General features: G+C 58.5%; 21 protein-coding genes. 7 read left to right on the top strand and 14 right to left on the bottom strand.

The window, feature by feature from the left end:
* Window positions 1–2: 2 nt before the first annotated feature.
* The 6 genes from ACA060_RS25550 to exaC all read right to left on the bottom strand — a co-directional run bounded on the left by ACA060_RS25550 (window position 3) and on the right by exaC (window position 6,845).
* Window positions 3–659 (bottom strand): DedA family protein, encoded by a 657-nt coding sequence (locus ACA060_RS25550; RefSeq protein ID WP_010467341.1) that lies wholly within the window; start codon window positions 657–659, stop codon window positions 3–5.
* A 241-nt stretch (window positions 660–900) separates the two neighbouring features.
* Window positions 901–1,359 carry a GNAT family N-acetyltransferase gene (locus ACA060_RS25545; RefSeq protein WP_109635166.1) on the bottom strand — a complete coding sequence of 153 codons (459 nt, stop codon included), beginning with the start codon at window positions 1,357–1,359 and terminating at the stop codon, window positions 901–903.
* A 120-nt stretch (window positions 1,360–1,479) separates the two neighbouring features.
* The gene (eutC, locus tag ACA060_RS25540; RefSeq protein ID WP_497313947.1) at window positions 1,480–2,304 is read right to left on the bottom strand and encodes an ethanolamine ammonia-lyase subunit EutC; all 825 of its coding nucleotides are present in this window, start codon (window positions 2,302–2,304) and stop codon (window positions 1,480–1,482) included.
* An 8-nt stretch (window positions 2,305–2,312) separates the two neighbouring features.
* Window positions 2,313–3,707, bottom strand: coding sequence for an ethanolamine ammonia-lyase subunit EutB (locus tag ACA060_RS25535; protein ID WP_497313945.1), 1,395 nt, complete (start codon window positions 3,705–3,707; stop codon window positions 2,313–2,315).
* Window positions 3,708–3,758: 51 nt separating this feature from the next.
* Window positions 3,759–5,207 (bottom strand): ethanolamine permease, encoded by a 1,449-nt coding sequence (eat, locus tag ACA060_RS25530; protein ID WP_461977063.1) that lies wholly within the window; start codon window positions 5,205–5,207, stop codon window positions 3,759–3,761.
* A 117-nt stretch (window positions 5,208–5,324) separates the two neighbouring features.
* Complete coding sequence (gene exaC, locus ACA060_RS25525; protein WP_033054129.1) at window positions 5,325–6,845, bottom strand: acetaldehyde dehydrogenase ExaC; 1,521 nt, start codon at window positions 6,843–6,845, stop codon at window positions 5,325–5,327.
* A gap of 449 nt (window positions 6,846–7,294) precedes the next feature.
* Between exaC and ACA060_RS25520 the strand changes: the two genes are divergently transcribed.
* The 4 genes from ACA060_RS25520 (at window position 7,295) to ACA060_RS25505 (ending at window position 11,684) form a co-directional block, all read left to right on the top strand.
* Entirely contained in the window at window positions 7,295–9,208 is a 1,914-nt protein-coding gene (locus tag ACA060_RS25520; protein ID WP_497313942.1) for a sigma-54-dependent Fis family transcriptional regulator, read from the top strand.
* A gap of 220 nt (window positions 9,209–9,428) precedes the next feature.
* Window positions 9,429–10,778, top strand: coding sequence for a UDP-N-acetylmuramate:L-alanyl-gamma-D-glutamyl-meso-diaminopimelate ligase (gene mpl / locus ACA060_RS25515; RefSeq protein ID WP_109635158.1), 1,350 nt, complete (start codon window positions 9,429–9,431; stop codon window positions 10,776–10,778).
* Complete coding sequence (gene ubiX, locus ACA060_RS25510; RefSeq protein ID WP_497313940.1) at window positions 10,775–11,407, top strand: flavin prenyltransferase UbiX; 633 nt, start codon at window positions 10,775–10,777, stop codon at window positions 11,405–11,407. The genes mpl and ubiX overlap by 4 nt, the downstream gene beginning before the upstream one ends.
* Window positions 11,400–11,684, top strand: coding sequence for a YceK/YidQ family lipoprotein (locus tag ACA060_RS25505; protein WP_109635155.1), 285 nt, complete (start codon window positions 11,400–11,402; stop codon window positions 11,682–11,684). Before ubiX ends, ACA060_RS25505 begins: the two co-directional genes overlap by 8 nt.
* Before the next feature lie 110 nt (window positions 11,685–11,794).
* On the opposite strand, the gene ACA060_RS25500 is transcribed toward ACA060_RS25505, so the two are convergent.
* The 3 genes from ACA060_RS25500 to ACA060_RS25490 all read right to left on the bottom strand — a co-directional run bounded on the left by ACA060_RS25500 (window position 11,795) and on the right by ACA060_RS25490 (window position 14,753).
* Window positions 11,795–12,436, bottom strand: a complete 642-nt coding sequence (locus ACA060_RS25500) for an oxidoreductase (protein ID WP_109635151.1) — start codon at window positions 12,434–12,436, stop codon at window positions 11,795–11,797.
* 27 nt (window positions 12,437–12,463) lie between these two features.
* Window positions 12,464–14,182 carry a C13 family peptidase gene (locus ACA060_RS25495; protein ID WP_497313937.1) on the bottom strand — a complete coding sequence of 573 codons (1,719 nt, stop codon included), beginning with the start codon at window positions 14,180–14,182 and terminating at the stop codon, window positions 12,464–12,466.
* Between the two features lie 115 nt (window positions 14,183–14,297).
* Entirely contained in the window at window positions 14,298–14,753 is a 456-nt protein-coding gene (locus tag ACA060_RS25490; RefSeq protein WP_010467353.1) for a MaoC family dehydratase, read from the bottom strand.
* A gap of 197 nt (window positions 14,754–14,950) precedes the next feature.
* Here ACA060_RS25490 and ACA060_RS25485 point away from each other — a divergent pair, with 197 nt between their 5' ends.
* From ACA060_RS25485 to ACA060_RS25475, 3 genes are read left to right on the top strand one after another with little or no spacing between them, the layout of a single operon-like run.
* On the top strand, window positions 14,951–15,313 hold the full coding sequence (locus ACA060_RS25485) for a CidA/LrgA family protein (RefSeq protein WP_109635147.1): 363 nt from the start codon (window positions 14,951–14,953) through the stop codon (window positions 15,311–15,313).
* Complete coding sequence (locus ACA060_RS25480; protein WP_109635146.1) at window positions 15,310–16,026, top strand: LrgB family protein; 717 nt, start codon at window positions 15,310–15,312, stop codon at window positions 16,024–16,026. Before ACA060_RS25485 ends, ACA060_RS25480 begins: the two co-directional genes overlap by 4 nt.
* 10 nt (window positions 16,027–16,036) lie before the next feature.
* On the top strand, window positions 16,037–16,627 hold the full coding sequence (locus ACA060_RS25475; protein ID WP_007946676.1) for an LON peptidase substrate-binding domain-containing protein: 591 nt from the start codon (window positions 16,037–16,039) through the stop codon (window positions 16,625–16,627).
* Between the two features lie 38 nt (window positions 16,628–16,665).
* On the opposite strand, the gene ACA060_RS25470 is transcribed toward ACA060_RS25475, so the two are convergent.
* The 5 genes from ACA060_RS25470 to ACA060_RS25450 form a co-directional block, all read right to left on the bottom strand.
* Window positions 16,666–18,267: a hypothetical protein gene (locus ACA060_RS25470; RefSeq protein ID WP_497313934.1), complete on the bottom strand. Its 1,602-nt coding sequence runs from the start codon at window positions 18,265–18,267 to the stop codon at window positions 16,666–16,668.
* A 274-nt stretch (window positions 18,268–18,541) separates the two neighbouring features.
* On the bottom strand, window positions 18,542–20,365 hold the full coding sequence (locus ACA060_RS25465; RefSeq protein ID WP_497313932.1) for a hypothetical protein: 1,824 nt from the start codon (window positions 20,363–20,365) through the stop codon (window positions 18,542–18,544).
* 72 nt (window positions 20,366–20,437) lie between these two features.
* Window positions 20,438–23,899: a calcium-binding protein gene (locus tag ACA060_RS25460; protein ID WP_497313930.1), complete on the bottom strand. Its 3,462-nt coding sequence runs from the start codon at window positions 23,897–23,899 to the stop codon at window positions 20,438–20,440.
* A 265-nt stretch (window positions 23,900–24,164) separates the two neighbouring features.
* Complete coding sequence (locus ACA060_RS25455) at window positions 24,165–25,481, bottom strand: bifunctional DedA family/phosphatase PAP2 family protein (protein WP_497313928.1); 1,317 nt, start codon at window positions 25,479–25,481, stop codon at window positions 24,165–24,167.
* Window positions 25,482–25,566: 85 nt separating this feature from the next.
* Complete coding sequence (locus tag ACA060_RS25450; protein WP_109635140.1) at window positions 25,567–26,265, bottom strand: DNA-3-methyladenine glycosylase; 699 nt, start codon at window positions 26,263–26,265, stop codon at window positions 25,567–25,569.
* Window positions 26,266–26,328: the final 63 nt, after the last annotated feature.

The following is a 26,328-nucleotide window of genomic DNA, read 5'->3' as shown; positions in this document are numbered from 1 at the left end:
AGTCAGCGCGATTGGGTTTTGGACGCGGCGTTGCCGAAGCGACTGCGGACCACGCCGATGATCATTGGCACCAGCGACAGCAGGATGATGGCCACCACCAGCAGCGAAAGGTTTTTCTTGATGAACGGTACGTTGCCGAAGAAGTAACCCAGGGTCACCAGGCCGCCGACCCACAGAATGGTGCCGAGGACGCTGAAGGCAAAAAAACGCGGGTAAGGCATTTTGGCGACGCCGGCGACGAACGGTGCAAAGGTGCGGATGATCGGCAGGAAGCGCGCCAGAGTCACAGTCTTGCCACCATGCTTGTCATAGAAGTCATGGGTTTGCTGCAGGTAGTCGCGACGGAAGATTTTCGAGTTCGGATTGCTGAACAAACGTTCGCCCGCGGTTCGGCCGATGACGTAGTTGGTGCTGTCACCGAGGATCGCCGCCAGCATCAACAGGCCTCCCAGTAATACCGGGTCCATGCCGCCGCCAGCCGCTACGGCGCCAGCGATGAACAACAGGGAATCGCCCGGCAGGAAGGGCATTACCACCAGGCCAGTTTCGCAGAAGATCACCAGAAACAGGATGGCGTAGATCCATGGCCCGTAGTTGTTCACCAGCAAGTCGAGGTAAACATCGAGATGCAGGATAAGGTCGATCGGGTTGAAATCCATGGAGGGGCACCTGTGGTGACGGCCGGACTCTGCGGGCCTGTGCGGATGACTTCGCGAAAGCCTACAGAGGAGTGTAGTTTTTCTTACAAGCCGAAAAGGCCGGCATTATACGGGCTGAGTGGTGAAACGCGCGTCGAGATTGTAGCGGGGGATGTCTATGCCGCGGCCGGAAGTCTGGTGACAATAAATAACCCTTCTGTGATGAGGGCGAACGATCCCTCATCACAGAAGCCGGCAGGCATCAGAGCTCGTCGCTGATCGGCAACACGTAGTTCTTGAACTCGGTGTCTTCCTTGAACCCGATGGATTCGTAGGTTTTCTGCGCCACTTCGTTATTGCTGCTGGTGGAAACGCGCATGCGCACGGCATTGGTTTCCTTGGCCATTTTCTTCGCGGTGCGGATCAGGTTGTCGGCCACCAATTGGCGGCGGGCGTCTTCGGCGACGTAGATGTCGTTGAGGATCCACACGCGTTTGAGCGAAAGGGACGAAAAGCTCGGGTACAACTGACAGAACCCCATCAGTTTGTCGTCGCCATCGGCCAGCGCCAGGTAAATCACCGATTCCTTGCGTCGCAGGCGCTTCTCAAGGAACGCCCGGGACGAGTCCGGATACGCCAGGGAACCATAAAACTCGCGATATTTGACGAACAACGGGGTCAGCAGGTCCAGGTGTTCGAGGGTCGCTTGAATAATCCGCATCGATAGGTCTCGTCTTCAAGTGGCTGTCTTCACGTGCTCTGACGGCGAACGGTTCTTCACTCGGGCAGCCGTGCATCGATCCTGCCTGAAACCGGAACAGAAACGCAATGCGGAAACGGTTCAGGCAATCGGCGGGCTCAGTAGGAAATTACCTTTCATGTCTGCACCTGCGTCCGACTCCAGCGTCTGAACCTGGGCTTCGTCCTTCAGATTGACTCCCGACAGCTGCCGGCGGCAAGCCTCACGCATCAGGTACAGCAAACGGTGTGCCGCCATGCCGTAGCTCAAGCCCTCGAGCCGGACATTGGAGATGCAATTGCGGTAGGCGTCCGTCAGCCCGACCTTTGGATTGTAGGTGAAATATAACCCCAGGCTGTCCGGCGAACTGAGGCCGGGGCGTTCACCGATCAGGATCACCACCATTTTTGCGCCGAGCAATTCGCCAATCTCGTCGGCCACGGCGACCCGGCCTTGCTCCACCAGCACCACCGGCGAAGCGGACCAGCCTTCAGCCTCGATCTGCTCTTGCATCCGCGCCAGAAACGGCAAGGTATGGCGATGAACGGCCAGCGCCGACAAGCCATCGGCGACCACGATCACGAGGTCCACACCGCCCGGTTTGGCCAGCGCGTACTCGCGCAGGGTCTGCGCCGACTCATCACTCAACTTTCGCCCCAGATCGGGCCGCTGCAGGTAAGTGTCCCGGTTCGTGGCGGCACTGTGCAGCAGCAAACTCTCACGCCCGGCCTCGGCCAGTTGTGAGTTGAGCCCAGCATGATCGAACGGCAAGTGCACCGCGTCCCGGGCTTGAGCGTGGGCGAACTGGAAATCCAGTTGCGCACGGGTCGGCATGCTGGTGCCGGTGCGACCCAGGGCAATCCGCGCCGGGGTCAGGCGACGCAGTTCCAATAGCGGATTCTCTGGATCAACAGGTGGTTTATCCATTTCAACACTCATCCCAGTTGCGCCATTGCTTGGCGGAAGGCCGGCGGCAGCTTGTCGCCGAAGTGAATCTTGCCGTCCGCTTGCGTCAGGATGCCCATTTTTGCCAGCCACTGTTCGTACTCCGGCGCCGGTTTCAGGCCCAGGGTCTGGCGGGCGTAAAGGGCGTCGTGGAACGAGGTGGTCTGGTAGTTGAGCATGATGTCGTCGGAGCCCGGGATGCCCATGATGAAGTTGATCCCGGCCACGCCCAGCAGGGTCAGCAGGGTGTCCATGTCGTCCTGATCGGCTTCGGCGTGGTTGGTGTAGCAGATGTCGCAACCCATCGGCACGCCCAACAGCTTGCCGCAGAAGTGGTCTTCGAGACCGGCGCGGATGATCTGTTTGCCGTTGTAGAGGTATTCCGGGCCGATAAATCCTACGACGGTGTTGACCAAAAACGGTTTGAAATGGCGCGCCACGGCGTAGGCGCGGGTTTCGCAGGTCTGTTGATCGATGCCGTGGTGGGCGTTGGCCGACAGGGCACTGCCCTGGCCGGTCTCGAAATACATCAGGTTCTGGCCCAGAGTGCCGCGATTCAGACTCAGGCCGGCGTCATAACCTTCCTGCAGGACATTCAGGTTGATGCCGAAACTGGCGTTCGCCGCTTCAGTGCCGGCGATCGACTGGAACACCAGATCCAGCGGAACACCGCGATTGATCGCCTCGATGGAGGTCGTGACGTGGGTCAGCACGCAGGCCTGGGTCGGAATTTCGTAGCGCTGGATGATCGCGTCGAGCATTTCCAGCATGGCGCAGATCGACGCGATGCTGTCGGTGGCCGGGTTGATGCCGATCATCGCGTCGCCGTTGCCGTACAACAGGCCGTCGAGAATGCTCGCCGCAATGCCGGCCGGTTCGTCGGTGGGGTGATTGGGTTGCAGGCGCGTGGACAGTCGCCCGCGCAAACCCATGGTGCCGCGGAATTTCGTGACCACGCGGATCTTTTGCGACACCAGTACCAGATCCTGCACGCGCATGATCTTCGACACGGCGGCAACCATCTCCGGGGTCAGGCCGGGAGCGAGGGCGCGCAGGCTCTGTTCGTCGGCCTCATCGCTGAGCAGCCAGTCGCGGAACCCGCCGACGGTGAGATGGCTGACGGCGGCGAAGGCTTGTTTGTCGTGAGTGTCGATGATCAGTCGGGTGACTTCATCGGCTTCGTAAGGAATCAGTACTTCCTGCAGGAAATGGCTCAGGGGGATGTCAGCCAGGGCCATTTGTGCGGCCACACGCTCGCCGTCGTTGAGGGCGGCGACGCCGGCCAGAAAGTCCCCGGAGCGCGCCGGACTGGCCTTGGCCATGACGTCCTTGAGGCTCGCGAAGCGGTAGGTCTGGGCGCCGATCGTTTGAGCAAAACTTGCCATACAGATTCTCCGTGACGGCGCAGACAGGGCCTGCGCCGCGATTTCTGGCCGTTAGTGCAGGGCTTTTTCAGCGTTCTGAATGGCCGCGAATTCTTCTTCGGGCGTGCCTGCTACCAAGTGATGCCGACTGTAGAAAGCAAAGTAAGCAATTAACACTCCATAGATGATCGCAGCGCCAATCACCACGCGAGGGTCTACCAGAAAACCCGCTACTACGGCGATGCAAGCCAGCACCAACGCTACGCCGGAGGTGAAGATACCGCCGGGCGTGCGATATGGGCGATCCATTTTGGGGCGCCGAATGCGCAGTGTGATGTGCGCCGCCATCATCAGGACGTAGGAAATGGTCGCGCCGAACACTGCTACCAGAATCAGCAGGTCGCCTTGACCTGTCAGCGACAAGCCGAATCCGATGATGCCGGGAATAATAAGAGCCAGAACGGGAGCCTTGCTCTTGTTGGTTTCTGACAGTTTGCGCGGCAGGTAGCCGGCGCGGGACAGCGCGAAGATCTGCCGCGAGTAGGCGTAGATGATCGAGAAGAAACTGGCAATCAGACCCGCCAGACCCACCAGATTGACGAAGTGGCCCATCCAGGTCGAGCCGCCATAGGCCTTGCTCAATGCTTCGACCAACGGATTACCCGAGGTCAGCAGTGCATTGGCGCCCGCACCGCCCGGGCCGATGACCAGAATCAGCAGGGCAAAGCTCACCAGCACCAGCATGGCGCCGATCAATCCGCGGGGCAGGTCGCGTTTCGGGTTTTTGGTTTCTTCTGCTGCCAACGGCACGCCCTCGACAGCGAGGAAGAACCAGATCGCGTAAGGAATTGCCGCCCACACGCCGACGTAGCCGAAGGGCAGGAAGCTGCTGGCGCCCTTGGCGTCAGTCACCGGGATGTCGAGCAGATTGGCGACGTTGAAGTGCGGCACCATCGCCACCAGAAACACGCCCAGTGCCAGGGCGGCGACGGCGGTGATGACGAACATCAGTTTTAGCGCTTCGCCGACCCCGAAAATGTGAATGGCGATAAAGATGATGTAGAACGCCAGGTAAATCATCCAGCCACCGATACCGAACAGTGACTCGCAATAGGCGCCGATAAACACCGCGATCGCCGCCGGGGCGATGGCGTATTCGATCAGGATTGCGGTCCCGGTCAGAAACCCGCCCCACGGCCCGAATGCGCTACGGGCAAAACCGTAGCCGCCACCCGCGGTAGGAATCATGGAAGACAGCTCCGCCAAGGAAAAACACATGCACAGGTACATGGTCGCCATCAGCAACGTGGCGAGAAACATACCGCCCCAGCCACCTTGGGCCAGGCCGAAGTTCCAACCCGCGTAATCGCCGGAGATGACGTAGGCCACGCCCAGGCCCACTAGCAGGACCCAGCCTGCTGCACCTTTTTTCAGTTCCCGTTGCTGGAAATAGTCGGAGCCGACTTTTTCAAAGTCGACCGAGGAGGTAGCCGGCTGCACGCTGGCTTGATCGCTAGGCATAGGAGTTCACCTGTTCTTATTGTTTTTGACCGGCGTGGTTGCCGGGTTGGCGCGAAGGCCTAATGTGCAGGCAAGCTCACTCCCACAAGGAGAGTGGCTTGCCTGCGACAGACGCTTTTAGAAGAAACCCAACGGATTGATGTCGTAGCTCACCAGCAGGTTTTTGGTCTGCTGATAGTGGTCGAGCATCATTTTGTGGGTTTCACGACCGACGCCGGATTTTTTGTAACCGCCGAACGCGGCGTGCGCCGGGTACAGGTGGTAGCAGTTGGTCCACACGCGACCGGCCTTGATGGCGCGGCCCATGCGATAGGCGCGGTTGATGTCGCGGGTCCAGAGGCCGGCACCCAGGCCGAACTCGGTGTCGTTGGCGATGGCCAGGGCTTCGGCTTCGTCCTTGAACGTGGTGATGCTCACCACCGGGCCAAAGATTTCTTCCTGGAACACACGCATTTTGTTGGTGCCCTTGAGCAGGGTCGGCTGGATGTAGTACCCGGTCGCCAGGTTGCCCTCGAGTTTTTCTACCTTGCCGCCGGTCAGCAGCTCGGCGCCTTCGCCCTTGGCGATTTCCAGGTACGAAAGGATTTTGTCGAATTGCTGCTCGGACGCCTGGGCGCCGACCATGGTGTCGGTGTCCAGCGGGTCGCCACGTTTGATCGACAGCACTTTCTTCATCACGACTTTCATGAAGTCGTCGTAGATCGACTCTTGCACCAATGCACGGGATGGGCAGGTGCAGACTTCGCCCTGGTTGAAGAACGCCAGCACCAGGCCTTCGGCAGCTTTTTCGATGAAGGTTTCTTCGGCTTGCATGATGTCGGCGAAGAAGATGTTCGGCGACTTGCCACCCAGCTCCACGGTGGACGGAATGATGTTTTCTGCGGCGCATTTCATGATGTGCGAGCCAACCGGGGTCGAGCCGGTGAAGGCGATCTTGGCAATGCGTTTGCTGGTGGCCAGCGCTTCGCCGGCTTCTTTGCCGAAGCCTTGCACGACGTTGAGCACGCCCGGCGGCAGCAGGTCGCCGATCAGTTCCATCAGCACGGTGATGCCCAGTGGCGTTTGCTCGGCCGGCTTGAGCACCACGCAATTACCGGCAGCCAGGGCCGGGGCGAGTTTCCAGGCAGCCATCAGGATCGGGAAGTTCCACGGGATGATCTGCCCGACCACGCCCAGCGGTTCGTGGATGTGATAAGCCACGGTGTTGCCATCGATCTCGGCGGCGCTGCCTTCCTGGGCGCGGATGCAACCGGCGAAGTAACGGAAGTGGTCGGCTGCCAGTGGAATGTCGGCGTTGAGGGTTTCACGCACGGCTTTGCCGTTGTCCCAGGATTCGGTGATTGCCAGGACTTCGAGGTTCTGTTCGATGCGGTCGGCGATTTTCAGCAGCACCAGCGAGCGAGCCTGAGCGGACGTGGCGCCCCAGGCATCGGCAGCGGCGTGGGCAGCGTCCAGGGCCTTTTCGATGTCTTCGGCCGTGGACCGCGGGAATTCGGCAATCGGTTGGCCATTCACTGGCGAGGTATTGGTGAAGTACTGACCTTTGACAGGCGCGACGAACTCGCCGCCGATGTAGTTACCGTATTTGCTCTTGAACGAAACGATAGCGCCTTCAGTACCGGGGTGAGCGTAACGCATGGTGATTTCTCCTTGGCTTTTGTGCTTATAAGGGAGAGCGCATGTGCGCCTGCTATAAGCGTAGAGCAAAGGTCGGGCCACTGCCCTGCAGGTCAGGCAAATCAAGGCCTTGCGTGGTTTTTGTCGGACAGGCGGGCCGCGCCTGTGACGCTTTCGGTACAGCCCCTGTGACACTTTGTATCGCTTGTGGCACAACCTGTGACTGGCGAGTCTGGCCAGCATTGCAATGCGCCGATGGCTGGAGGATGCTGGGCCACAAATCACTGCACCGGTATTTCTCTGTGGCGAGGGAGCTTGCTCCCGCTGGGTTGCGAAGCAGCCCCAAAATGTCTGCCGATTATGGTTTTTGGCGAGCGCTTCGCACTCGAACGGGAGCAAGCTCCCTCGCCACAGGATGTGTGTCAGCCCTTCGTGGGGTTCAGCACAGCTCTCGGGGAGAATAATAAGAAATGCACGACAACCATTTGAGTCGCCATGCCCAGCAAGTCTTGACCGTCACTCAGGGCAAATCCCACCTGCACGGTCCCGGCAGCGATCCGTCCATTGCCCGTTCCTGGCTGCGCTGTCTTGAGGACTATCACCTCGACCCGGCCCTGACCATGGCGCCGACGGTGCTGGAACATGGGCGGGTGCTCGAAAGCCGCGAACGCTTGCAGCAAGTGCTGCACATTGCCGGCAACGAAATGACCAGCCTGCATCAGCAACTCTCCGGCGCCGGGCATGCCGTACTGCTGACCGACGCCCGCGGGGTGATCCTCAACTGCGTCACTGCACCTGCCGAACGGAAAATCTTCGAACGCGCAGGCCTGTGGCTCGGCGCCGACTGGAGTGAAGCCTGCGAAGGCACCAACGGTATCGGCACCTGCCTGGTGGAGCGCCAGTCGCTGACCATTCACCAGGATGAACACTTTCGCGGCCGCCACACGGGCCTGACGTGCTCGGCGAGCCCGGTGTTCGACCCTCACGGCGAGCTGCTGGCGGTGCTTGACGTGTCCTCGGCGCGTCACGAGGTTTCACGACAAAGCCAATTCCACACCATGGCTCTGGTCAATCTGTCGGCGAAGATGATCGAGAGCTGCTATTTCCTGCGCTACTTCGACAATCAATGGCTGCTGCGCTTTCACTTGCAGGCTGAATCCGTCGGGCTGTTCAGCGAAGGGTTGCTGGCATTCGACGGAGAAGGGCGCATCAGTGCGGTCAACCAGAGTGCGTTGAACCTGCTGGGGCATATTCGCGGTGGATTGTTGGGCAAGCCGGTCGAGGCGTTTTTCGATTGCTCGCTGGACGACTTGCTCGGCCGCGCCAGTGTCAACGCCAGCGCCAGTTGGCCATTGCGCACCCGCGATGGGCGGAGCCTGTTTGCCCTGTTGCGCGGGCAGCCGCGCAGCATTCCGGTACCCGTGGTGCCAAGCCCGGCGATTGCCGAGCGTCCGCGTCTGTCGGGCATTTGCCTGGGCGATGCCGCGTTGCAGGAAGATTTCCGCAAGTCCTTGAGGGTCTTCGAGCGAGACGTGCCGCTGTTGATCAATGGCGAAACCGGTTCCGGCAAAGAGGCCTTTGCCAAAGCCGTGCATCAGGCCAGCCAGCGATCGGAAAAAGCCTTCGTCGCCCTCAACTGCGCGGCGATCCCTGAAAGCCTGATCGAGAGCGAGCTGTTTGGTTATCGCGGCGGCAGCTTCACCGGCGCGCGCAAGGAAGGCATGCGCGGCAAGTTGCAGCAGGCGGACGGCGGCACGCTGTTCCTCGATGAAATCGGCGACATGCCGTTGGCGTTGCAGACCCGACTACTAAGAGTGCTGGAAGATCGTCAGGTGGTGCCGATTGGCGGCGAACCGGAGGCGGTCAATGTGCGGATCATCAGCGCCACTCACCGTAATTTGCTGGACCGGGTGCAGGACGGTAGCTTCCGCGAGGACCTGTATTACCGGCTCAATGGGCTGGAGGTTGCGTTGCCGGCGTTGCGTGAGCGCAGTGACAAATCGCAGCTGCTTGATTTCCTGCTGGCCGAAGAAGCGGGCGGGGAAACCGTACTGATCGATGAGCCGGCCCGGCAAGCTTTGCTGGGCTTCGTCTGGCCGGGGAACGTGCGGCAGTTGCGCAATGTGCTGCGCACCTTGGCGGCGTTGTGTGACGACGGGCGGATCGGGTTGGAGGATTTGCCGGCGATGATTCGTCAGGCTAAGCCGGTGCCGGTTGTGGCCGTCGAAGAGCCCTCCGAATATCCGCTGGACGATGCAGAGCGGCTGGCGTTGCTTAATGCGCTGGAGCAGACGCGCTGGCACATGACGCATACCGCCGAACAGCTTGGCGTCAGTCGTAACACCCTCTATCGGAAGCTGCGCAAACACGGAATCGCCCGCTAGAGGCTTTTGTGGCGAGGGAGCTTGCTCCCGCTGGGCTGCGAAGCGGCCCAAAAATCTGCAACTACGGTGTATCAGGTACATCGCGAACTCAGGTTTTACGACTGCTGCGCAGCCGGACGGGAGCAAGTTCCCTCGCCACAGAGACCGGGGCCCCATCAGCTAAAGAGTGCGATTTTCTCCTCCCTACGCTAACCTGCGGCCATGTTTTACGAGGTCGACTATGCACATTCATATTCTTGGTATCTGCGGCACTTTCATGGGTTCGATGGCAGTTCTGGCCAAAGAGCTGGGCCATCACGTGACGGGCTCCGATGCCAACGTCTATCCGCCGATGAGCACTCAGCTTGAAGCGCAGGGCATTGAGTTGACCCAAGGCTACGACCCCGCCCAACTCGATCCGGCACCGGATCTGGTGGTGGTCGGCAACGCCATGTCCCGCGGCAACCCGGCCGTCGAATACGTGCTCAACAAAGGCCTGCCTTACGTCTCCGGCCCGCAATGGCTGGCTGACCACGTGCTGCAAGGTCGCTGGGTCCTGGCTGTCGCCGGCACCCATGGCAAAACCACCACCAGCAGCATGCTCGCCTGGGTCCTGGAGCACGCGGGCATGAGCCCGGGTTTCCTGATCGGCGGCGTGCCGCAAAACTTCTCGGTGTCAGCGCGTCTGGGCGGTACGCCGTTCTTCGTCATCGAAGCGGACGAGTACGACAGCGCGTTCTTCGACAAGCGCTCCAAGTTCGTTCACTACCGTCCGCGCACGGCGATCCTGAACAACCTGGAATACGATCACGCAGACATTTTCCCGGATTTGCCCGCCATCGAGCGGCAGTTCCACCATTTGGTGCGCACAATCCCGAGCGAAGGCCTGGTGATCCACCCGACCACCGAGCCGGCGTTGCAGCGGGTCATCGAGATGGGCTGCTGGACCCCGGTGCAAACCACCGGTGCCGGCGGTCAGTGGCAGGTCAAACTGCTCAGCGAAGACGGTTCGAAGTTCGAAGTGATGTTCGAAGGCGTGGCCCAAGGCGTCGTCGACTGGGACATGACCGGCCAGCACAACGTCGCTAACGCCCTGGCCACATTGGCGGCCGCTCGCCATGTCGGCGTGGTGCCTGCCATGGGCATCGCCGCGTTGAGCGCGTTCAAAAGCGTGAAGCGCCGGATGGAAAAAGTCGCCGAGGTTCGCGGCATCACCATCTACGACGACTTCGCTCACCACCCGACGGCGATTGCGACGACCCTCGACGGCTTGCGCAAACGCATCGGCGATGCGCCGTTGATTGCGATCATCGAGCCGCGTTCCAATTCCATGAAGCTCGGCGCTCACCGTGACGGTTTGCCGGAAAGCGTGGTCGATGCCGATCAAGTGATCTGGTACGCCCCTGCCAACCTCGGCTGGGACTTGGGCGCGACCGCCGCATTGTGCACGGTGCCATCGATTGTCAGCGACTCCCTGGAAGGTATCATCGAGCGCGTGAAGAGCCAGGCCCAGCCCGGCACCCACGTGGTGATCATGAGCAACGGCGGCTTCGGCGGCCTGCACGGCAAACTCGCCGAGGCGCTGCAATGAACAACGGCCCGGAACGCATCACCCTCGCGATGACCGGCGCTTCGGGCGCCCAGTACGGTTTGCGTCTGCTCGACTGCCTGATCCGCGAAGACCGCGAAGTGCACTTCCTGATCTCCAAGGCGGCGCAACTGGTGATGGCGACCGAAACTGACGTCACGCTGCCGGCCAAGCCGCAGTCGATGCAGGCCTTCCTCACTGAATACACCGGCGCGGCGGCCGGGCAGATCAAGGTGTACGGCAAGGAAGACTGGATGTCGCCGGTGGCCTCGGGCTCCGGTGCGCCGGCGGCGATGGCGGTGGTGCCTTGCTCTACCGGGACCTTGTCGGCCATCGCGACCGGTGCCTGCAACAACCTGATCGAGCGGGCTGCCGATGTGACGTTGAAGGAGCGTCGCCAGTTGATTCTGGTGCCGCGCGAGGCGCCGTATTCGAGCATTCATCTGGAGCACATGCTCAAGTTGTCGAACATGGGCGTGACGATTTTGCCGGCTTCGCCGGGCTTCTATCACCAGCCACAGACCATCGATGACCTGATCGATTTTGTGGTGGCACGGATTCTCAACCTGTTGAACATCCCGCAAGACATGCTGCCGCGCTGGGGCGAACATCATTTGAGCAGCGATGAATAAGCTGCTGATTATGCTGCTGGCGCTGCAACTGACGGGCTGCGCCACGGCGCGCACGCTGGACGCCGCCAAGCCGGGAGCGCCAGTGGTGTACGCGGGGACGCGTCTTGATTTGTACGCCATGAACGGTGGGTGCTGCGCCATGGACCGGTTTGGCGCCGAAGCGCCGAGCTACCCTGGTGTCGATCTGCCGGCCAGCGCGTTGCTCGACACGCTGTTATTGCCGTTGTCATTGCTGACGGTGATCGGGGTGAGTTTTCAGGCGACGGGTGGGTTGTAGGAGACCCTGTGGAGAGGGGGCTTGCCCCCGTTGGGTCGCGAAGCGGCCCCAAAACAGGGACTGCTGCGCAGTCCAACGGGAGCAAGCTCCCTCGCCACAGGTCCTGCGGACTATTTGCCTAACTTGCGCAACTCGTCCGACTCGACAATCCGCACCCCATCCTGTTCTTCCAGCGCCAGCCGCCACATCGCCCGCGCCAATTGGCAGGCTTCGATGCCGCGGTATTTGCCAGGGATCAAGCGCGACAACGGCCCGACGAATTGCTCAGCCGTGCGCGGTTCGAGTCGCTCGCCCAACAACACCGAAGGTCGGCAAATGGTCAGCTGCGGCCAGTCCTGCGCGCGCAATGCATATTCCATCTCGCCTTTGACCCGGTTGTAGAAAACCGAGGATCTGCGATCGGCCCCCAAGGCACTGATGACGATCAGGTGTCGTGCTCCCATCTCCCGCGCACGTTTGGCGAACGCCACCACCATGTCCAGGTCCACCGCACGAAAGGCTTGTTCGGAGCCGGCCTGTTTGATCGTGGTGCCGAGGCAGCAGTAGGCGATGTCGACACGACCGTTCAGTTGCGGCAGAAACACCGCCGGGTCACCGACCGGGTTTTCCAGATGGGGATGCTCGGCCAGTGGCCGGCGTGAGGGGGCCAATACCCTTGAAATCGTTGGCTCATTGAGCAGGCGATCAAGCAAATGTTCACCGGTCAACCCGGTAGCTCCGGCAAGCAATACATGCTGAGGCGTCAAGTACATAGTGTTTCCCCCTTGATACTGTTCAGCTTAGTTGCTCTTTGCATCCTTGTTGCTGATAGAGACACTTTGTAGTGCTTTTCGTGCCTGCTGCTTGCGTAACAGCTGCCAGTGCGAGAGAACGGTTTTCGGCGCCCAGATCTGCGGTTCAGAGGCTTCGAAGCCGTCAGCCAGCTCACGCTCCGCCACCGTGGCCTTGGCCAGCTTGAAGGCCTGCTCCAGGTCATCGGTCTGGTTTAGTGCCTGGGCAAAAAGCGCATCGCCGAAGTAGGTGAAATTGGCTTCTTCCGAGCAACCGAAGGACACCCGGTCAGCGCGTGAGGCGGTCATGATCAGCGTGCGTTCATCCTTGAGCGCGGGGATGAAACCGCCGGAGTAGCAGGATGAAATCACGATGATCTTGTCGCGATTTCTCAGCGGCGCGAGGACGGCGGCGAGTTCATCGGCCGGCAGATCGGCCAACTCCATGCGCGGCTGGTCGAGCACCAGTTCATGTTCGCTGCTGCCGTGGCTGGTCAGGTAGATGAAAATCAAGTCTTCCGGGCCACTGCGCTCGGCGAGGGTCAGCGCAGCGCGGCGCAGGTTTTCCCGGGTGGCCATCGGCCGGTCGACGAGGTGATCGCGATGGTTCACCAGGCGGATCTGGCCGAAGGCGCCGAAGCGGCTGGTCAGCATGTTGCTGACGTAATCGGACTCACGCAGGAACACGCTCTGCTTACCGTCACCGCCGACGGTCAACGTGTACAGCTCAACCGCTGGCGTCGAGGCCGGCACGTTGGTCAGTGCATCGTCGAGCAAGCGGCCCTGGGCCAACAAACCGAGCTCCAGGCTATCGGGCAACAATTTGCCATCGGCATCGCGGACCCGCTGACCATTGATCCACGTGCCGCTTTGCACCGTGCCGTCCGTCAGCACCAGCGTGCCGCGCCCCGAATAGGCGTCTGCGTCGAACTGGCCGATGTAGAAGCTGCCGTCGGGCAGGTTCAATCGGCCTTGGCCACTGAAGCGCCAGTCGCTGAACTGGCCGACGTAATGACTGGCATCGGCACCAATCAACTCACCCTTGCCGTTCAGCGAGCCTTCCTTGAACTGGCCCAGCCAGACATCGCCGTCGGCGTTCTCGTAGCGGCCCTTGCCGTGCAGTTGATTGTTCTTGAAGCCACCGACGTAGATGTCGCCATCGGCGCTGTTGAAGGTCCCGTTGCCTTCCAGCTGACCGTCCTTGAAGTGCCCGGTGAACTGATTGCCGCTGGCGTCGCCGCGCTGGCCTTCACCGTTGGGTTTGCCGTGGGCGAACTGGCCCTGGTAAGAGCTGCCGTCGTCGAGTTCGAGACGACCGAGCCCTGAATATTGATCGGCCTTGAATTCACCGCGATAGGTCATCGCGTTTTCTTTGAGCGTGCCCTCGCCATCACGACGGCCGAGTTTGAATCCGCCGGTGTAGCTGCTGCCGTTGGTGGTCAGTGTGCCTTGGCCGTCGAACAAGCCTTGATTGAATTGGCCGCGATAGACCTCGCCGTTGCTGCCATGCCATTCGCCCTGGCCATGCCATTGGCCTTTGTCGAACTCGCCGGCGTACCAGCTGCCATTGGGGTAGTCGATGCGGCCCTGGCCTTGCAGCAAGCCGTTGACCAGATCACCGCGATAGCGCCCGCCGTCCGGCAAGCGGGCATCGGGGGGCAGCAGCGATTCGCCATCGCCGCAAGCGGTGAGCAACAGGGTCAAGGCGAGGAGGGCAAGTGAGCGCATAGCGGGATCCGGGCAATTATGCGACGGAGTATGCCGCAGCTATGTGTCGCATTTATAGAGACACGGCAGAGACACGGCGCGAAACAGCGTGAGCTGTTTCGCAATCAGGCCTGTGTCAGACGAAACAGAGGGACAGCGGCTCGGCGATATACGCCGGTTTGTCCGATCCTTCGATTTCAAGCGTGGCGGTGGCTTTGAGCAGCCATTGACCGGGTTTCTTCTCGATGACTTCGTTCATGTCGACCTTGAGTCGAACCCTGGAGTTGACCTTCACTGGCTGAATGAAACGCACGCTGTCCAGACCATAGTTGACCACCATCTTCGCCCCTTGAGGGAGGATCAGGATGTCTTCCATCAGTTTCGGGATCAGCGACAGCGACAGGAATCCGTGTGCAATGGTGCTGCCAAATGGCGTTTGCGCGGCTTTGACCGGGTCGACGTGGATGAACTGATAATCACCTGTGGCTTCTGCGAACAGGTTGATGCGCTCCTGATCGATGGTGAGCCATTCGGAACGTCCGAGTTCCTTGCCGACATAATCTTTGAGCTCTGCAACGGGAACATAGGGCATTGAGACTCTCCTTGGGTTTCATCGGATTTATAGTTTTTCGAGTGGGGGGATTTGGCCTCCCTGTGAACCACTTTAGATCAACATGGCAAATTGCTCCGGTCAACCGACCATGCTTTTGGCGAATGCCGATCCATAGCGTTGACGTGCTTATAATGCCCGGCCCCTGTTTGGTGGGGAGTGCGTGCGGGAGATGCTGGATGTTGTTACGTGGCCTGACCTGGCTGGTGCTGTTCCAATTGCTGGGCACAGCCATCAACCATTTGTTTTTACCGGTACTGCCCGGGCCGATTGTCGGCCTGCTGCTGTTGCTGGTGTACCTGATTTCACGCGGGCAGGTCGGCGAGCCGCTGAACCTGGCGGCCAGCAGCCTGCTGCGTTATTTGCCGTTGCTGCTGGTGCCGCCGGCCGTGGGCGTGATGGTTTACGCCAAGGACATCGCCGCGGATTTCTGGGCCATCGTCGGCGCACTGGTGTTGTCGCTGGTGTTGTCCATGGCGTTTGCCGGGGTGCTGATGCAGCGCATGGTCAAGCGTCATGCCCACCGCGGAGATCGCCCATGATCCTCGACTGGCACGGCGCGCTGGATTCGGTGATCCATCATCCGTTGTTCGGCATCGGCATTACGTTGGGCGCTTATCAGCTGGTGCTGGCGGCCTTCGAGAAGACCCGCTGGATCTTTCTGCAACCGGTGCTGGTCTCCATGCTGTTGGTGATCGGCGTGCTGACGGTGTGTGGCATTACCTTTATCGAATACCGCAAGAGCACCGAGATCCTCAGCATCCTGCTCGGGCCTGCGACCGTTGCACTGGCGGTGCCGCTGTACCTCAATCTGCGACGGATTCGGCAGTTGTTCTGGCCGATATTTACTACGCTGGTGATAGGCGGCGTGGTTGCCACGGGCATGGGCGTGTTGCTGGGCTGGTGGTTTGGCGCCGAGCACATGATCCTGATGACCATGGCGCCGAAGTCGGTGACGTCGCCGATTGCCATGTTGGTCGCCGAGCAGATCGGTGGTGTCGCGGCGCTGGCGGCGGTGTTCGTGTTGATCACCGGCGTGATCGGTGCGATCTTCGGGCCGAGTCTGCTGACCCGGCTGGGTGTGCACAGCCCTGAAGCCCGGGGCATGGCGCTGGGCATGACCGCCCACGCGGTCGGCACCTCGGTGGCCTTGCAGGAAAGTGAAGAATGCGGCGCCTTCGCGGCGCTGGCGATGAGTCTGATGGGCGTAGCCACGGCGGTGTTCCTGCCGTTGGCGGTGTCGATAGTGGTGTAAGGAAATGTCTATGAGCTTGCCGCTTTTCCCGTTGAACACGGTGCTGTTCCCTGGTTGCATCCTCGACTTGCAGATCTTCGAGGCGCGCTACCTGGACATGATCGGCCGCTGCATGAAGCAGGGCGGCGGCTTCGGCGTGGTGTGCATTCTCGACGGCGAAGAAGTCGGCATCGCTCCGGCCGGCTATGCGCTGGTGGGGTGTGAGGCGCTGATCACCGATTTCAAGCAACAGGACAACGGCCTGCTGGGCATTCGCGTGCAGGGCGGGCGGCGCTTTCATGTCTTGCGCACCGAGGTGCAGCGCGATCAGTTGACCGTCGCTGACGTCGAGTGGCTGGAGGACGAGCCTGAGCAGCCGCTGCAGGACGAGGACGCCGACCTGGTCGCACTCCTCAAGGCATTGGCCGAACACCCGATGGTCGAGGCGCTGAACATGGGCACCGAAGCGACCGGGCAACAGTCGCTGGCCAATCAACTGGCGTATCTGCTGCCGTTCGCTGAAGTGGACAAGATCGACCTGCTGCAACTCGATGATCCCCAACAGCGACTGGATGCGATTCAGGCGCTGCTGGATGAGTTGCAGGGTGAGTTGTTTGCCTGATTTCGGGGTATTGATTGCAGGGTAAGTCGAACGCCGCGTTAGCTTTGATTTTCCGACAGTGAAGGCCAGACGATATCGTTGGCAAACCACTCCTTGTCGCCACTGAGCAAAAGGACCGGTTTGCCAGCCGCTGCAACCTCAGCAATCAGAAGGTCATACTCATCTGTGTTGCTGGCGCCGGAGTGTGTTCGTTCTTCTACTCTTCGGGCGTAGGAGTCATCGGCGTCATCGGCGTGATCCCGGAGATCTTTGACGCGCACCGCTTTTTGGTGGGCGGAATCAAAAACCCAGATCCGATCGGCGCTGATGCCTCGTCTCGAGACTGAAAGCAGTGCTTCCAGATCATCCTCGGGGAACCAGTTCGGGCCGTTTGCTGCGCGGTTGAACGCATGGTTTTCTTCGCCCAGTACGATTTCCATGTTTCGGCTGTCGATGGCATAAACAAACTGAATTTTCTGGTTGTGCCTGGTCGTTTCGTAGTTGCGCTCCAGGTCGAGTTGCAGCGAACTGTCCGACTCTGATCCGCTGCTGGCGGTCTGAGAGGTCGTGGAGGCATCGGAGTCGTCGCTGGCGTCATCGGGTTGCTTGCCCGGGTATTTATTGGTTTGACTGTTGTAAAGCAGATATTCCGGGTCCGGCTCGTCCCCGCCATACATTTTTGCCGCCTTCAAACTCACTGTGACGCTCATGGCTTTTTGGGTGGTTGCATAGGGTTTATGGTTGTAGCGGGGCAGCATCCAGCCATCATTTGCCAGTTCAAACGGTGTGCGTTCATCCCCCCTGAATACAGCCGGGATATCGGTCCGGTACAGGCAGTTGTTTCTGTTTCGCAAGTAGCCAGCCTTTAGCAGAAAGCTATCGAGAAACTCTTTGGTCAAACTGAGATGAAGGTCATACAGGCCAGTAGTTGCGGTTCCGTTCCTCAGGTGAATCAGGTTTGGCTCTATCTCGCTGTACAGCAGGTCGTGTCGATGAGGATTACCGGTATCCCTGCTCACCTGCTTATGCTGTTCAGCCCATTCGGGAATCTTGAGATTTTCCACCATGTCCCTGTGCAGGCGTGTTTGCTGTCCCGGGGATAAATTGTAAGACCTTAGAAGTGTTTCAAGCTCGTTGGCTGTTTTGTCTGGATAGAGCGACTGAAGTGGACCATCGATCAACTCAGCCCGTGGGTTCTGACCCCATTGCGTATTGCCCGGGCGGGGGCTTGCAGGCGCATCCTCAATGCTCCGTGGCGCACCTGGAGACTGGACTCTTGGATGTTTGTCGGGGAGGGTTGTTTCAAGCACTGACTCATCGGGCCGGGAACGTTTCAGAGTGACTGTTTCTCTCGCCCGAGGCCGCTGACTCCAGGTGGCTTCCCCGTCGTTTTTGTAAAGCGCAGGTCCTTGCCGCTGCTTTTTGTAAAGGTCTGTCGCTCGATAAGCCCCGGTGGCGTCATCGAATTCCACATAGACGGTTCCTTCGTTTTTAACGTCCACAAATTTGCGTGCGACGATTGTCCGAAACCCGAGTTCGTCGGGCAGCGGCATAGTTCGCAGCATGGCGGGGCGCAATAGATAGGGTGTCAGACTCGAGTCTGCCAAGGGTTGTAACGGTTGTCTTACGGAGATTTCCGTAATGTCCAGTTTCGCAGGCACGCGACCCCCTCTATCGAAGGTTATTGCAACGGTGGCGCCCGTCCCGTGTTCAGGCCTCGCCGGACTTGGCGATTGTCCATGATGAAAAACGGAGCTGCCTGGCATTGCCGGTGGTGGAACCAGGGCGTCTCTGTCGGGCCGTATTGGCGGCGGATTGACGTTGATTGTTGAGATGTCTACTGCAGGAAGCTTCGTAGGGGGTTTTACAGGCATGGTAGAGGTGCTCAAATCCGTTTAAGCAAAGAAAGTTTATGGGGCTTATGTAGCAAATGACTTACGACCTGGGTTCTATGGTCGGCCAAACAATATCGTCGGAAGAGATCGCCTGGTTTTCCGGAAATGTGATCCCCCAGCCTTTGTCGACGACTTGATCAACCAACTGATCATAACGATCCCGGTTAAAGGTACCGATCCAGGTTTCATGTTCTATGGCGTCAGCGTTGTTACCTGCCTGCTCGTAAACCTCATTGACGGGGGCGGCACGAGTCAGATCTGAATTGACTAACCATACCCGGTCGGAACTCAATCCCCTTTTCGATATTGAGATAACGCCTTCCAGCGCGTCGGGCTGGAAGCTGCTCGAGCCATCATCATTGAGATAGAGGTTTTCTCGCCCCGGCACCACCTCAATACCACGGGTGTCGATCATGTAGATAAAACCAACATGTTGCCTGTATCTGATGGGCTCATAGTCTCGCGACTTATCAAGCGTAAATGAGCTGTCGGAATCCGAATTCGACGACTCGTTACGGTAGTCCTCGTCAGAATCATCATCAAACCTGCCTTTTGGATACTTTCGCACTCCAGGAAATAGATTGGCCTGTGCGTTGTATCGCAACTTGTCGTTTTTCGCGTGCCCACCCAGGTTGCTTGCATAATCCTTCGCATCTGACAGGAGAAAAGTAGCGCTTTGCGCTCGTTGTGTGACCGTTTGAGGATGCCCTTCGCGCGCGATCATTCGCCGATCCCTTGCCAGTTCGAACGGCGTTCGATCATCCCCCCTGAACATGGCGGGAATATCGGTACGGTATAAAAGACCGTGTTGGTTGCGCTGATAACCGATCGACGCGGAAAAATGGCCGAGAAACTCGCTGGAGCAATATAAGTCGTGTGGAGAGTAATCGTCTTGTGGCTGACGTCTTAGTTGGGGGATGACCAGAGCAACCTCGGCAGCAATGAGGTCGAATCTTTGAGAGTTGTCCGCTTGTGAAGATAAGTGCTTATGAGTTTCCGCCCACGCAGGAAAAGTGCGAGTTTCGTTCATGTCTCGAAGCAAGCGTGTAAGTTGGCCGCTGGTTAAGTTGTACGATTCAAGTAACTCGTAGCGTTCGCTGCTTGTCTTGCTCGGGTATAGCCATTTCAATGGCCCATCGATTAACAGCCTTCCAGCATCGACAGAGTCGACGGTATCAGGTGTGTTCGACTGAGCGGTCAAGTCAGTCTCTGTTTTTTTTGCACTGGGTTGGGAGGCGAGTGATTCCTGCTCCAGAGAGTCTGAGCGACTCCTGCTGTGTCCGGGTTGCGCCTCGACAATTGGATGTTGATGTCGGGCAGATTGATCAGGACTGCCTTCGGTGATCGCTTCTTTTTGACGCCAGGTCAGTGCTCCCTCATTTTTGTACAGGGCGGGGCCGGAAGGGAGCTTCCGGTAGAGATCAGTCGCACGGTAGGTTCCGGTGACGATGTCGAATTCCACATACGCGGTTCCCTTATTTTCGATATCAACAAACTTGCGCCCTTTCATCCACCGGAACCCCTGGCCATCGGGTGGTTGCATGCCGCTTAGCAGGGCGGGTCGCAGCAAGTAAGTCTCCAGGCCGTACTGGACCGCCAGTTCACCGGGGCCCGACCCTGGCGTATCCGAGATCTCCACCCCCGACTCGGGCACCGATACGCCTTCGACACTGGTTGCTCCGCTGATCTGTCTTTCATCTGGCAGGAATGGCTGCCGACCTTGAGGATGAAAATCATGCGGGTCGACGATGCTTGAATGTTGCCTCGTGAGCGTTTCGTTTCCGGGCAATCGGGGTGGTTCCAGCGCGTCAGGTGATAAGTTGACTCCGTCCGGTTTTAATCGATGTGGCGGTTTTGGACGCATGTTGGCGCTCCTCAATGTTTAATAATTGGGGTGACTGAATAAATGTGGAATGAAGGGTTGAGGCGGGCCAGGTTATTTCACAATCTCCAGGTTTTCGATTTTGAAGCTACGTGACCAGTCCGTGTCGATAGTCCAGTTGTCAATTTCTGTGTCGTAATAAATGTTTCCTTGCGTGGTGTCGTTCGTTCGAAGGTTTTCAATGCTTATCAGTTCGGCGACAAGGCCGTCATTTTGTTTGTGTTTAATGATGTCCAATACGATGGCGGCAATGCTTGGGTAACTATTCGCATTGATGGCGTGCAAGACGGCAACTTCGAACAAAGGGTCGATGCGATAGCGGCTTCCTGATGAAACAATAACGTTGATCGTTTCCAGCGGTATGTCAGACACTTCGGTATTTGGCAGTTGAATATGGACACTTCCAATTTTCAGGAAATTGTTTTTGATGTTTATCCCTTGCAGAGTGATGTTCTCTGCCAGGCGAAGCGTGTAAATGTTCCAGGTCGAGGCGCTGGAGGTTTTGGCCGCGGCACCGGGAGTCGACAGCCGAAGGGATGTATTGCCGGTCGGGTAGATGTCATAGGATGAGGCTTGCCCTTCCAGCGAATAAACGGAGCTGTGTGACGCTGAATCGAAATCGACACGCTGCGGAGCCGCTTTCAAAAGACGTCTATCGCAAGTCGGTTTAGCGAATACGTATTTTCCGGGTTTTTCACGCAATGAGGCGGCGCTGTCGATGACTCTGTACCCAGGGTATTTGCTGTCATCAAGGTAGGCGTTTTTAGGGAAGTCCAACCAGTAGGATTTACCGTTACGCATTACCAGGGTGAACGGGTGGACGGTCTTCCAGCCCGAGGACATGATGCCGGCGCCCCTATCGGTTTTTTTTCCGGGATCCTCTTCCACACTGCCGTGAATCAGTAGGGAGCTACCGCTCTTGAACGAAATCTGGAAATGGGTGTTTGAATAATTCAGGTAGTTAAAGCTGTTTCGAGGTGTGGAGGTCACTGTGTAAATGGCGTCGATCGCTGTGATTTCGTCACTGTCAAAGTCTATGTATAAAACACTGGGCGTAAGGCTTTCTGGCTTGTCGACAAAAAAGACGGTTCTATAAGTCTCGCGGGCCACAAAGTAGGACGAAAGGCTGGGGTTAGGCACTCGCTGAACACGGCTGTTGACAATGAAGGGCGGTGTTTTTGGTGTTCCCATCACCACAACAATGACGTTGACGCTCTGCTCGGTCAGGCCGTTTATCAGGGCGGGCAGATCGGCCTTTAGTTGGTACCCGTCCTCAGTGACAAATAAAAGCATGGGGTTTCGTAACGAGCGTTTATCCGCCTGCGTTTCATACACGTCATTAATGACCAGTTGCCTTTCCGGCTGGAAAGACTCCGCGTTTTGCAGGGATGAAATGACCAATGCGTTATCGCGGATGCGCCAGTCCTGCACGAACTCAAGCGTTACACCAAGGTGAATGACGCTAAGATCTTCGCCATCTTCTGCAATGGATACCGAATGCGTCATGCCATTGAGGTAGTAGGTATCCGCACCGCTACCCCCATTGACGCTGCAGTCGTTGCCTCGGACGACGATCTGATCATTTCCCGCGCCAGCATTGATGCGGTCGTGGCCGTTCGCAATGATGTAGTCAGCCTCGTCGGAACCCGTCACAAGGTTATGCGCACCGGCCAGGGTTTCGACCTTTTCGATGGAGTGGATGTTTGAGTGCAGGACTGGAGCGGTGGCGTTATCCGGTGAACGTAACCCGAGCTTTCCACTCATCAGATTGATGTCGTACCCAACATACATCGTGTCATCCGGCCCATGGCGAACCGGAACATGCTTACCCTGAAGCGATAACGTGTCTGTGCCGGCTCCGCCTCGTAATGTATTGACCTGTCCGGTTGAAGGCGCTTTCTTGAGGCTTTGAGCGGCGGACTGGAAAAGGAAAGAATCGTTCTTGTCGCCTCCGTTCAGCGTTTTAATTCCGGAGGAATAGTTGAAGTAGTTCGGTTTGCTTCGAACGCCAATGATGCTGTCGTTGCCGCCGCCCAGTTGCCAGAGGACCCCTTTGGAAGGACCTGTTTCACCGACAAGGGCATTGGGAATACCTGTCGGAAGACCGTCTGTGGCGTCGTAGATGTCATCGGTCTCTTTGATCACGGGGACGTTGACCGTTACAAAGGAGGGTTCGCCGCTGGCTTCATCCCATTGAAACTTATGGTGTCGGGTGGGTTGTAACTGCACTTCAAATCGCCCGTTCACCACCGCTTCGACACTGTCCTTCAGTTCATTTTTGAGCCAGCCGGTGCCGGTGCTATCGAGCGCCTTGGCATAATCGCTGTAGGTTTTGGCGACGGCAAAACGGTCCAGGACCTCTTGGTCCTGATTCTGACCGGTAAAGGCAAACCAACCTGCCCGCCAGCGTTCATGCATGCTCAGCTCGATGTAATCGTCGATGTCGTCAACAGTCCGTGCGGCACCATAAATTCTGGCGCCGACAATCAATATTGCGGCGGCAGCGATACCCACAGGGCCGGCGGCTTTGAAGCCGAGTAGCGCGGCGCACCCAAGTATTGTGGAAAGACCTGCACTGGTCAGGCTGAGGGCGGCATTGAAGTAATGGTCTTGCGCTTCTTTTCCCTTGGCGTCGGCGGCATCGTTGAACGATTTGATCGCTGTGTAGAGATCGAAGGGCAGCGTCAGGACACTGGCCATCAGGCCGGCACCTTTGCTCAGTACTTGTCCAACGGTTGTTCTGCCGAAATGTTCAAACGTTTTTGCTCCGCTGCGAATCATGGCCTCGCCAGTCTTCGCCAGACCGCGTTCGATAATCAGCGAGCCGATCTCTGCTGTGCCTCCCCCGACATTGATCGCCGCTTCGTCCCAATGGCCTTTCTTGATCGCTTCAGCTGTGCCGATAATCGCGCTGTAGAGACCGTATGCCTGAAGTCCGGCGCCCATGGAGCTCATGCCATAACTCTTGGTCCTGTCAATCCAGGCAGGCAATTGATCGGGCAAGGGGTTTTTGTGGATGTCGAGGCGCTGGGTTGATTTCAACAGGTTGCTGATTTTCTCAGCGGGCACCGTCGAGGCATCTGACTCTTTTAACAAGGGAGGAGCGGTGGTTGAGCGTTGTGTGGCGATTTCAAAAAGCAGAGTGGCGGGGATATGGCTCTGGTGTGCTTCCACGGCTTTGATACGTTGTTCGACCTTGGCAGGATCAAACTCCAGTGAATCGATGAATACCTGATCAGGCATTGCGAAGTAAGTGTTGGTGCTGGTGATAAATTCACCATTGATCATGGCGCCCATTGTATGAAGTTCTACGCGACTGACCGAAAACTCCCCGAAGTGCAGAAAACCAAATAATGCGTCGAGATCTTGAAGGCTGGGTTTTAGTGCGGAGGATTTGTTTTCTGAAGTTTGCTTGATAGGGTGGGATTCAACGAGTGGTGTAACGGAGGGGGACGGTAAAATATCTGTGATATTTATAGCGTTGTTTCTATTTGTCAGCGTGGCGGGTAGGGGCATGAGTTTTTATCTTTCATAGGTTATTTATAATTGATGAGTGCTCCGTGAGTGGTAGTGAATATTGCATGACGTTATGTCTATTTCGATGGTATTTGTTTTTCTGGATGTTTGTTGTTTTTGACAGATGTGGGGAGCTGTTTAAGAAATAACTGATAACGATTGATGGACTAGTAAATGGCAGTGAGCGCGACAAGGTCTAGGAGATTAAACTCTGGTCACGTCCAATAAAACCCGAGCATTGCGCCCGGGTTTTTTGTAGCTGCACTTAGTAGGCGTACCGCAACATCGCATGCGGCAAATGCCTCAACGCAAAGAAACCGAACAGCGCCACCAGCGCCGGCAACACCAGCCACCAGATCTTGGGCGGCATGGCGTTGAGCGGCGTCTGACGTTGGCTCAGCCACAAACTCGCCGCACAGACGCAAGCCGCCAGCATCGCGCCGGCTAGTACATCCGTCGGCCAATGCGCGCCCAGATACACCCGCGACAAGGCAATCGCCAGCGCCGGCAGGCAGCCCAGCAGCAACCAGGTCAGGCGCATGCGCGGCGGTTGGCCGCGACCGGCCAGCACGGCGAGGGTCAGGAACAAGGCGAAGGCGCCCGAGGCGTGGCCGCTGGGCATGCTGTAGCTGGTGAGCGGGTCGCTCAGCACTTCCGGGCGCACACGGGCGAAAAATTGTTTGGTGAACGTGTTGCCTAGCGCGGTGAAGAGCAGGGTGCCGCCGGCGAAAATCGCCTGGCGCCACTGCCGGGTGAGCAGCAGCAAGCCAGTCAGCAGGGCGCTGAACACCAGCATGTTGCGGAATTCGCCGATCAGCGTGAAGGTGACGGCCACTTCATCGAGCATCGGGCTGCGGTGTTCCTGCACCAGGGTCATCACGCCTTGATCGAGCGCGGTCAGGTGCGGGTAGCCGATAAACAGCCCCGCCAGAATCAACAAGCCGAAGCTCGCTATATAGGCGGTGGCGTGGCGATGGCGGCGCAGGCTGCTGGTCACGCTCAAGCCGATCATTAGCGCAATGCTGCCGGCGACGATCCCTGCTTCAGGCCAGAAACCTTCGGGTAATGGCAAGCGAATCGCCGCGCCCGTGGCCCATCCGGGCAGCAGGTACGCAACGCTCCAGCCTGCGGCGGCCAACAAGCTGACAGCGGCGAAGCGCGGGAACGGCATGTCGAACATCCCGGCGACCATCGGCAGCATCGGCCGTAGCGGGCCGATAAAGCGGCCGACCAGCAGGCTTGCGATGCCGTAGCGCTGGAAATACGCCTCGGCGCCGGCGATCCATTCCGGATGGTGGCGCAGCCCAGGCAGACGCCGGATGTTCTGGTGGAAATGTCGACCGATGAAGTACGAAACGATATCGCCCAGCACGCCGGCGACGAACCCCAGCAACAGCGTTTCGCTCAAGGACAACGCGCCGCTGCCGGCCAGCACCGCCACGGCGAACAGCAACACCGTGCCGGGCACGATCAGCCCGGCAATTGCCAGGCATTCCACGAATGCCACGATGAACACCGCCGCGGCCAGCCATTGCGGGTTAGCCGCCAGCCAACCTGTCACGCTATCGAGCCATGGGCCCATAAAAACAACTCCATCTGATGTTCATTGGTCCCTTGGGACGAACGCAATCTTTAAAACACTACAACCCCTATGTGGGAGGCATTATTCAGGACAGCAAAAAATAATCGCGACCTTCGACCTGCCCCCTTCGCATCGGGTTCCGCGTGCAATACGGCGCGTAAGCCGCGTCGACGAAGCGGTACATCAAATGCTCATCACGCCCATGGGGGATGCCCAGTCGCGTGGTTTGAATGATGTGAACAGGCGCCGGGCCGACGTCTTCGACCAGCAACACTTCATGGTCAAAACGCTTGGCATCCCAGGCCGGCACCTTCAAACCCAGCGACTTGCAAAGCAACGTCTGCCCGGCGCAAAGCTTTTGCGACGGGCGAGGGCGGCCTTGGGCGTCGGGGTTGTTCAGCAGCATCTGCGCCAGGCTCGCCGGCCCGCTCAACTCGTCGACCCATGGATAGGCAGATTTGATCAGTACCGCGTTGCCCGGCCCCTGGGCGCTGAAGTTCAGGGAATCACCACCGCGGGCGTAATACATATAGATGTGCCCGCCATCCAGAAACAAAGCCTTACGCTTTTCTGTGTAGCCGAGGGACGCGTGGCTGCCTTTTTCTTCGCAGTAGTAGGCCTCGGTCTCGATAATCCGGGCGCTGAGCCACAGGTCACCGACTCGATGACGGATGACTTTGCCGAGTAAATCCCGGGCCAGGGTTTGCGCGTCGCGGTCGAAAAACTCGTCCGGGAGCCCCGTGGGCAGGCCTGCAGCGGACGCTCGAACAGTCAGGTTGGACATGATGAACGATGTTTATCAAGGCTGATTGAGTCGTGATGATAACAATTTGCAGCTTAATCCCGG

The organism is Pseudomonas sp. LBUM1671 (assembly GCF_059695685.1).
The sequence above is the reverse complement of the archived record's forward strand: the minus strand, read 5'-3'. Positions and strand labels throughout refer to the sequence as shown.

Bases quoted from the DNA above. Each gene is read 5' to 3' on its own strand.
- ACA060_RS25550 (WP_010467341.1), bottom strand. From the start codon at position 659: ATGGATTTCAACCCGATCGACCTTATCCTGCATCTCGATGTTTACCTC.
- ACA060_RS25545 (WP_109635166.1), bottom strand. From the start codon at position 1,359: ATGCGGATTATTCAAGCGACCCTCGAACACCTGGACCTGCTGACCCCG.
- eutC (WP_497313947.1), bottom strand. From the start codon at position 2,304: ATGGATAAACCACCTGTTGATCCAGAGAATCCGCTATTGGAACTGCGT.
- ACA060_RS25535 (WP_497313945.1), bottom strand. From the start codon at position 3,707: ATGGCAAGTTTTGCTCAAACGATCGGCGCCCAGACCTACCGCTTCGCG.
- eat (WP_461977063.1), bottom strand. From the start codon at position 5,207: ATGCCTAGCGATCAAGCCAGCGTGCAGCCGGCTACCTCCTCGGTCGAC.
- exaC (WP_033054129.1), bottom strand. From the start codon at position 6,845: ATGCGTTACGCTCACCCCGGTACTGAAGGCGCTATCGTTTCGTTCAAG.
- ACA060_RS25520 (WP_497313942.1), top strand. From the start codon at position 7,295: ATGCACGACAACCATTTGAGTCGCCATGCCCAGCAAGTCTTGACCGTC.
- mpl (WP_109635158.1), top strand. From the start codon at position 9,429: ATGCACATTCATATTCTTGGTATCTGCGGCACTTTCATGGGTTCGATG.
- ubiX (WP_497313940.1), top strand. From the start codon at position 10,775: ATGAACAACGGCCCGGAACGCATCACCCTCGCGATGACCGGCGCTTCG.
- ACA060_RS25505 (WP_109635155.1), top strand. From the start codon at position 11,400: ATGAATAAGCTGCTGATTATGCTGCTGGCGCTGCAACTGACGGGCTGC.
- ACA060_RS25500 (WP_109635151.1), bottom strand. From the start codon at position 12,436: ATGTACTTGACGCCTCAGCATGTATTGCTTGCCGGAGCTACCGGGTTG.
- ACA060_RS25495 (WP_497313937.1), bottom strand. From the start codon at position 14,182: ATGCGCTCACTTGCCCTCCTCGCCTTGACCCTGTTGCTCACCGCTTGC.
- ACA060_RS25490 (WP_010467353.1), bottom strand. From the start codon at position 14,753: ATGCCCTATGTTCCCGTTGCAGAGCTCAAAGATTATGTCGGCAAGGAA.
- ACA060_RS25485 (WP_109635147.1), top strand. From the start codon at position 14,951: ATGTTGTTACGTGGCCTGACCTGGCTGGTGCTGTTCCAATTGCTGGGC.
- ACA060_RS25480 (WP_109635146.1), top strand. From the start codon at position 15,310: ATGATCCTCGACTGGCACGGCGCGCTGGATTCGGTGATCCATCATCCG.
- ACA060_RS25475 (WP_007946676.1), top strand. From the start codon at position 16,037: ATGAGCTTGCCGCTTTTCCCGTTGAACACGGTGCTGTTCCCTGGTTGC.
- ACA060_RS25465 (WP_497313932.1), bottom strand. From the start codon at position 20,365: ATGCGTCCAAAACCGCCACATCGATTAAAACCGGACGGAGTCAACTTA.
- ACA060_RS25460 (WP_497313930.1), bottom strand. From the start codon at position 23,899: ATGCCCCTACCCGCCACGCTGACAAATAGAAACAACGCTATAAATATC.
- ACA060_RS25455 (WP_497313928.1), bottom strand. From the start codon at position 25,481: ATGGGCCCATGGCTCGATAGCGTGACAGGTTGGCTGGCGGCTAACCCG.
- ACA060_RS25450 (WP_109635140.1), bottom strand. From the start codon at position 26,265: ATGTCCAACCTGACTGTTCGAGCGTCCGCTGCAGGCCTGCCCACGGGG.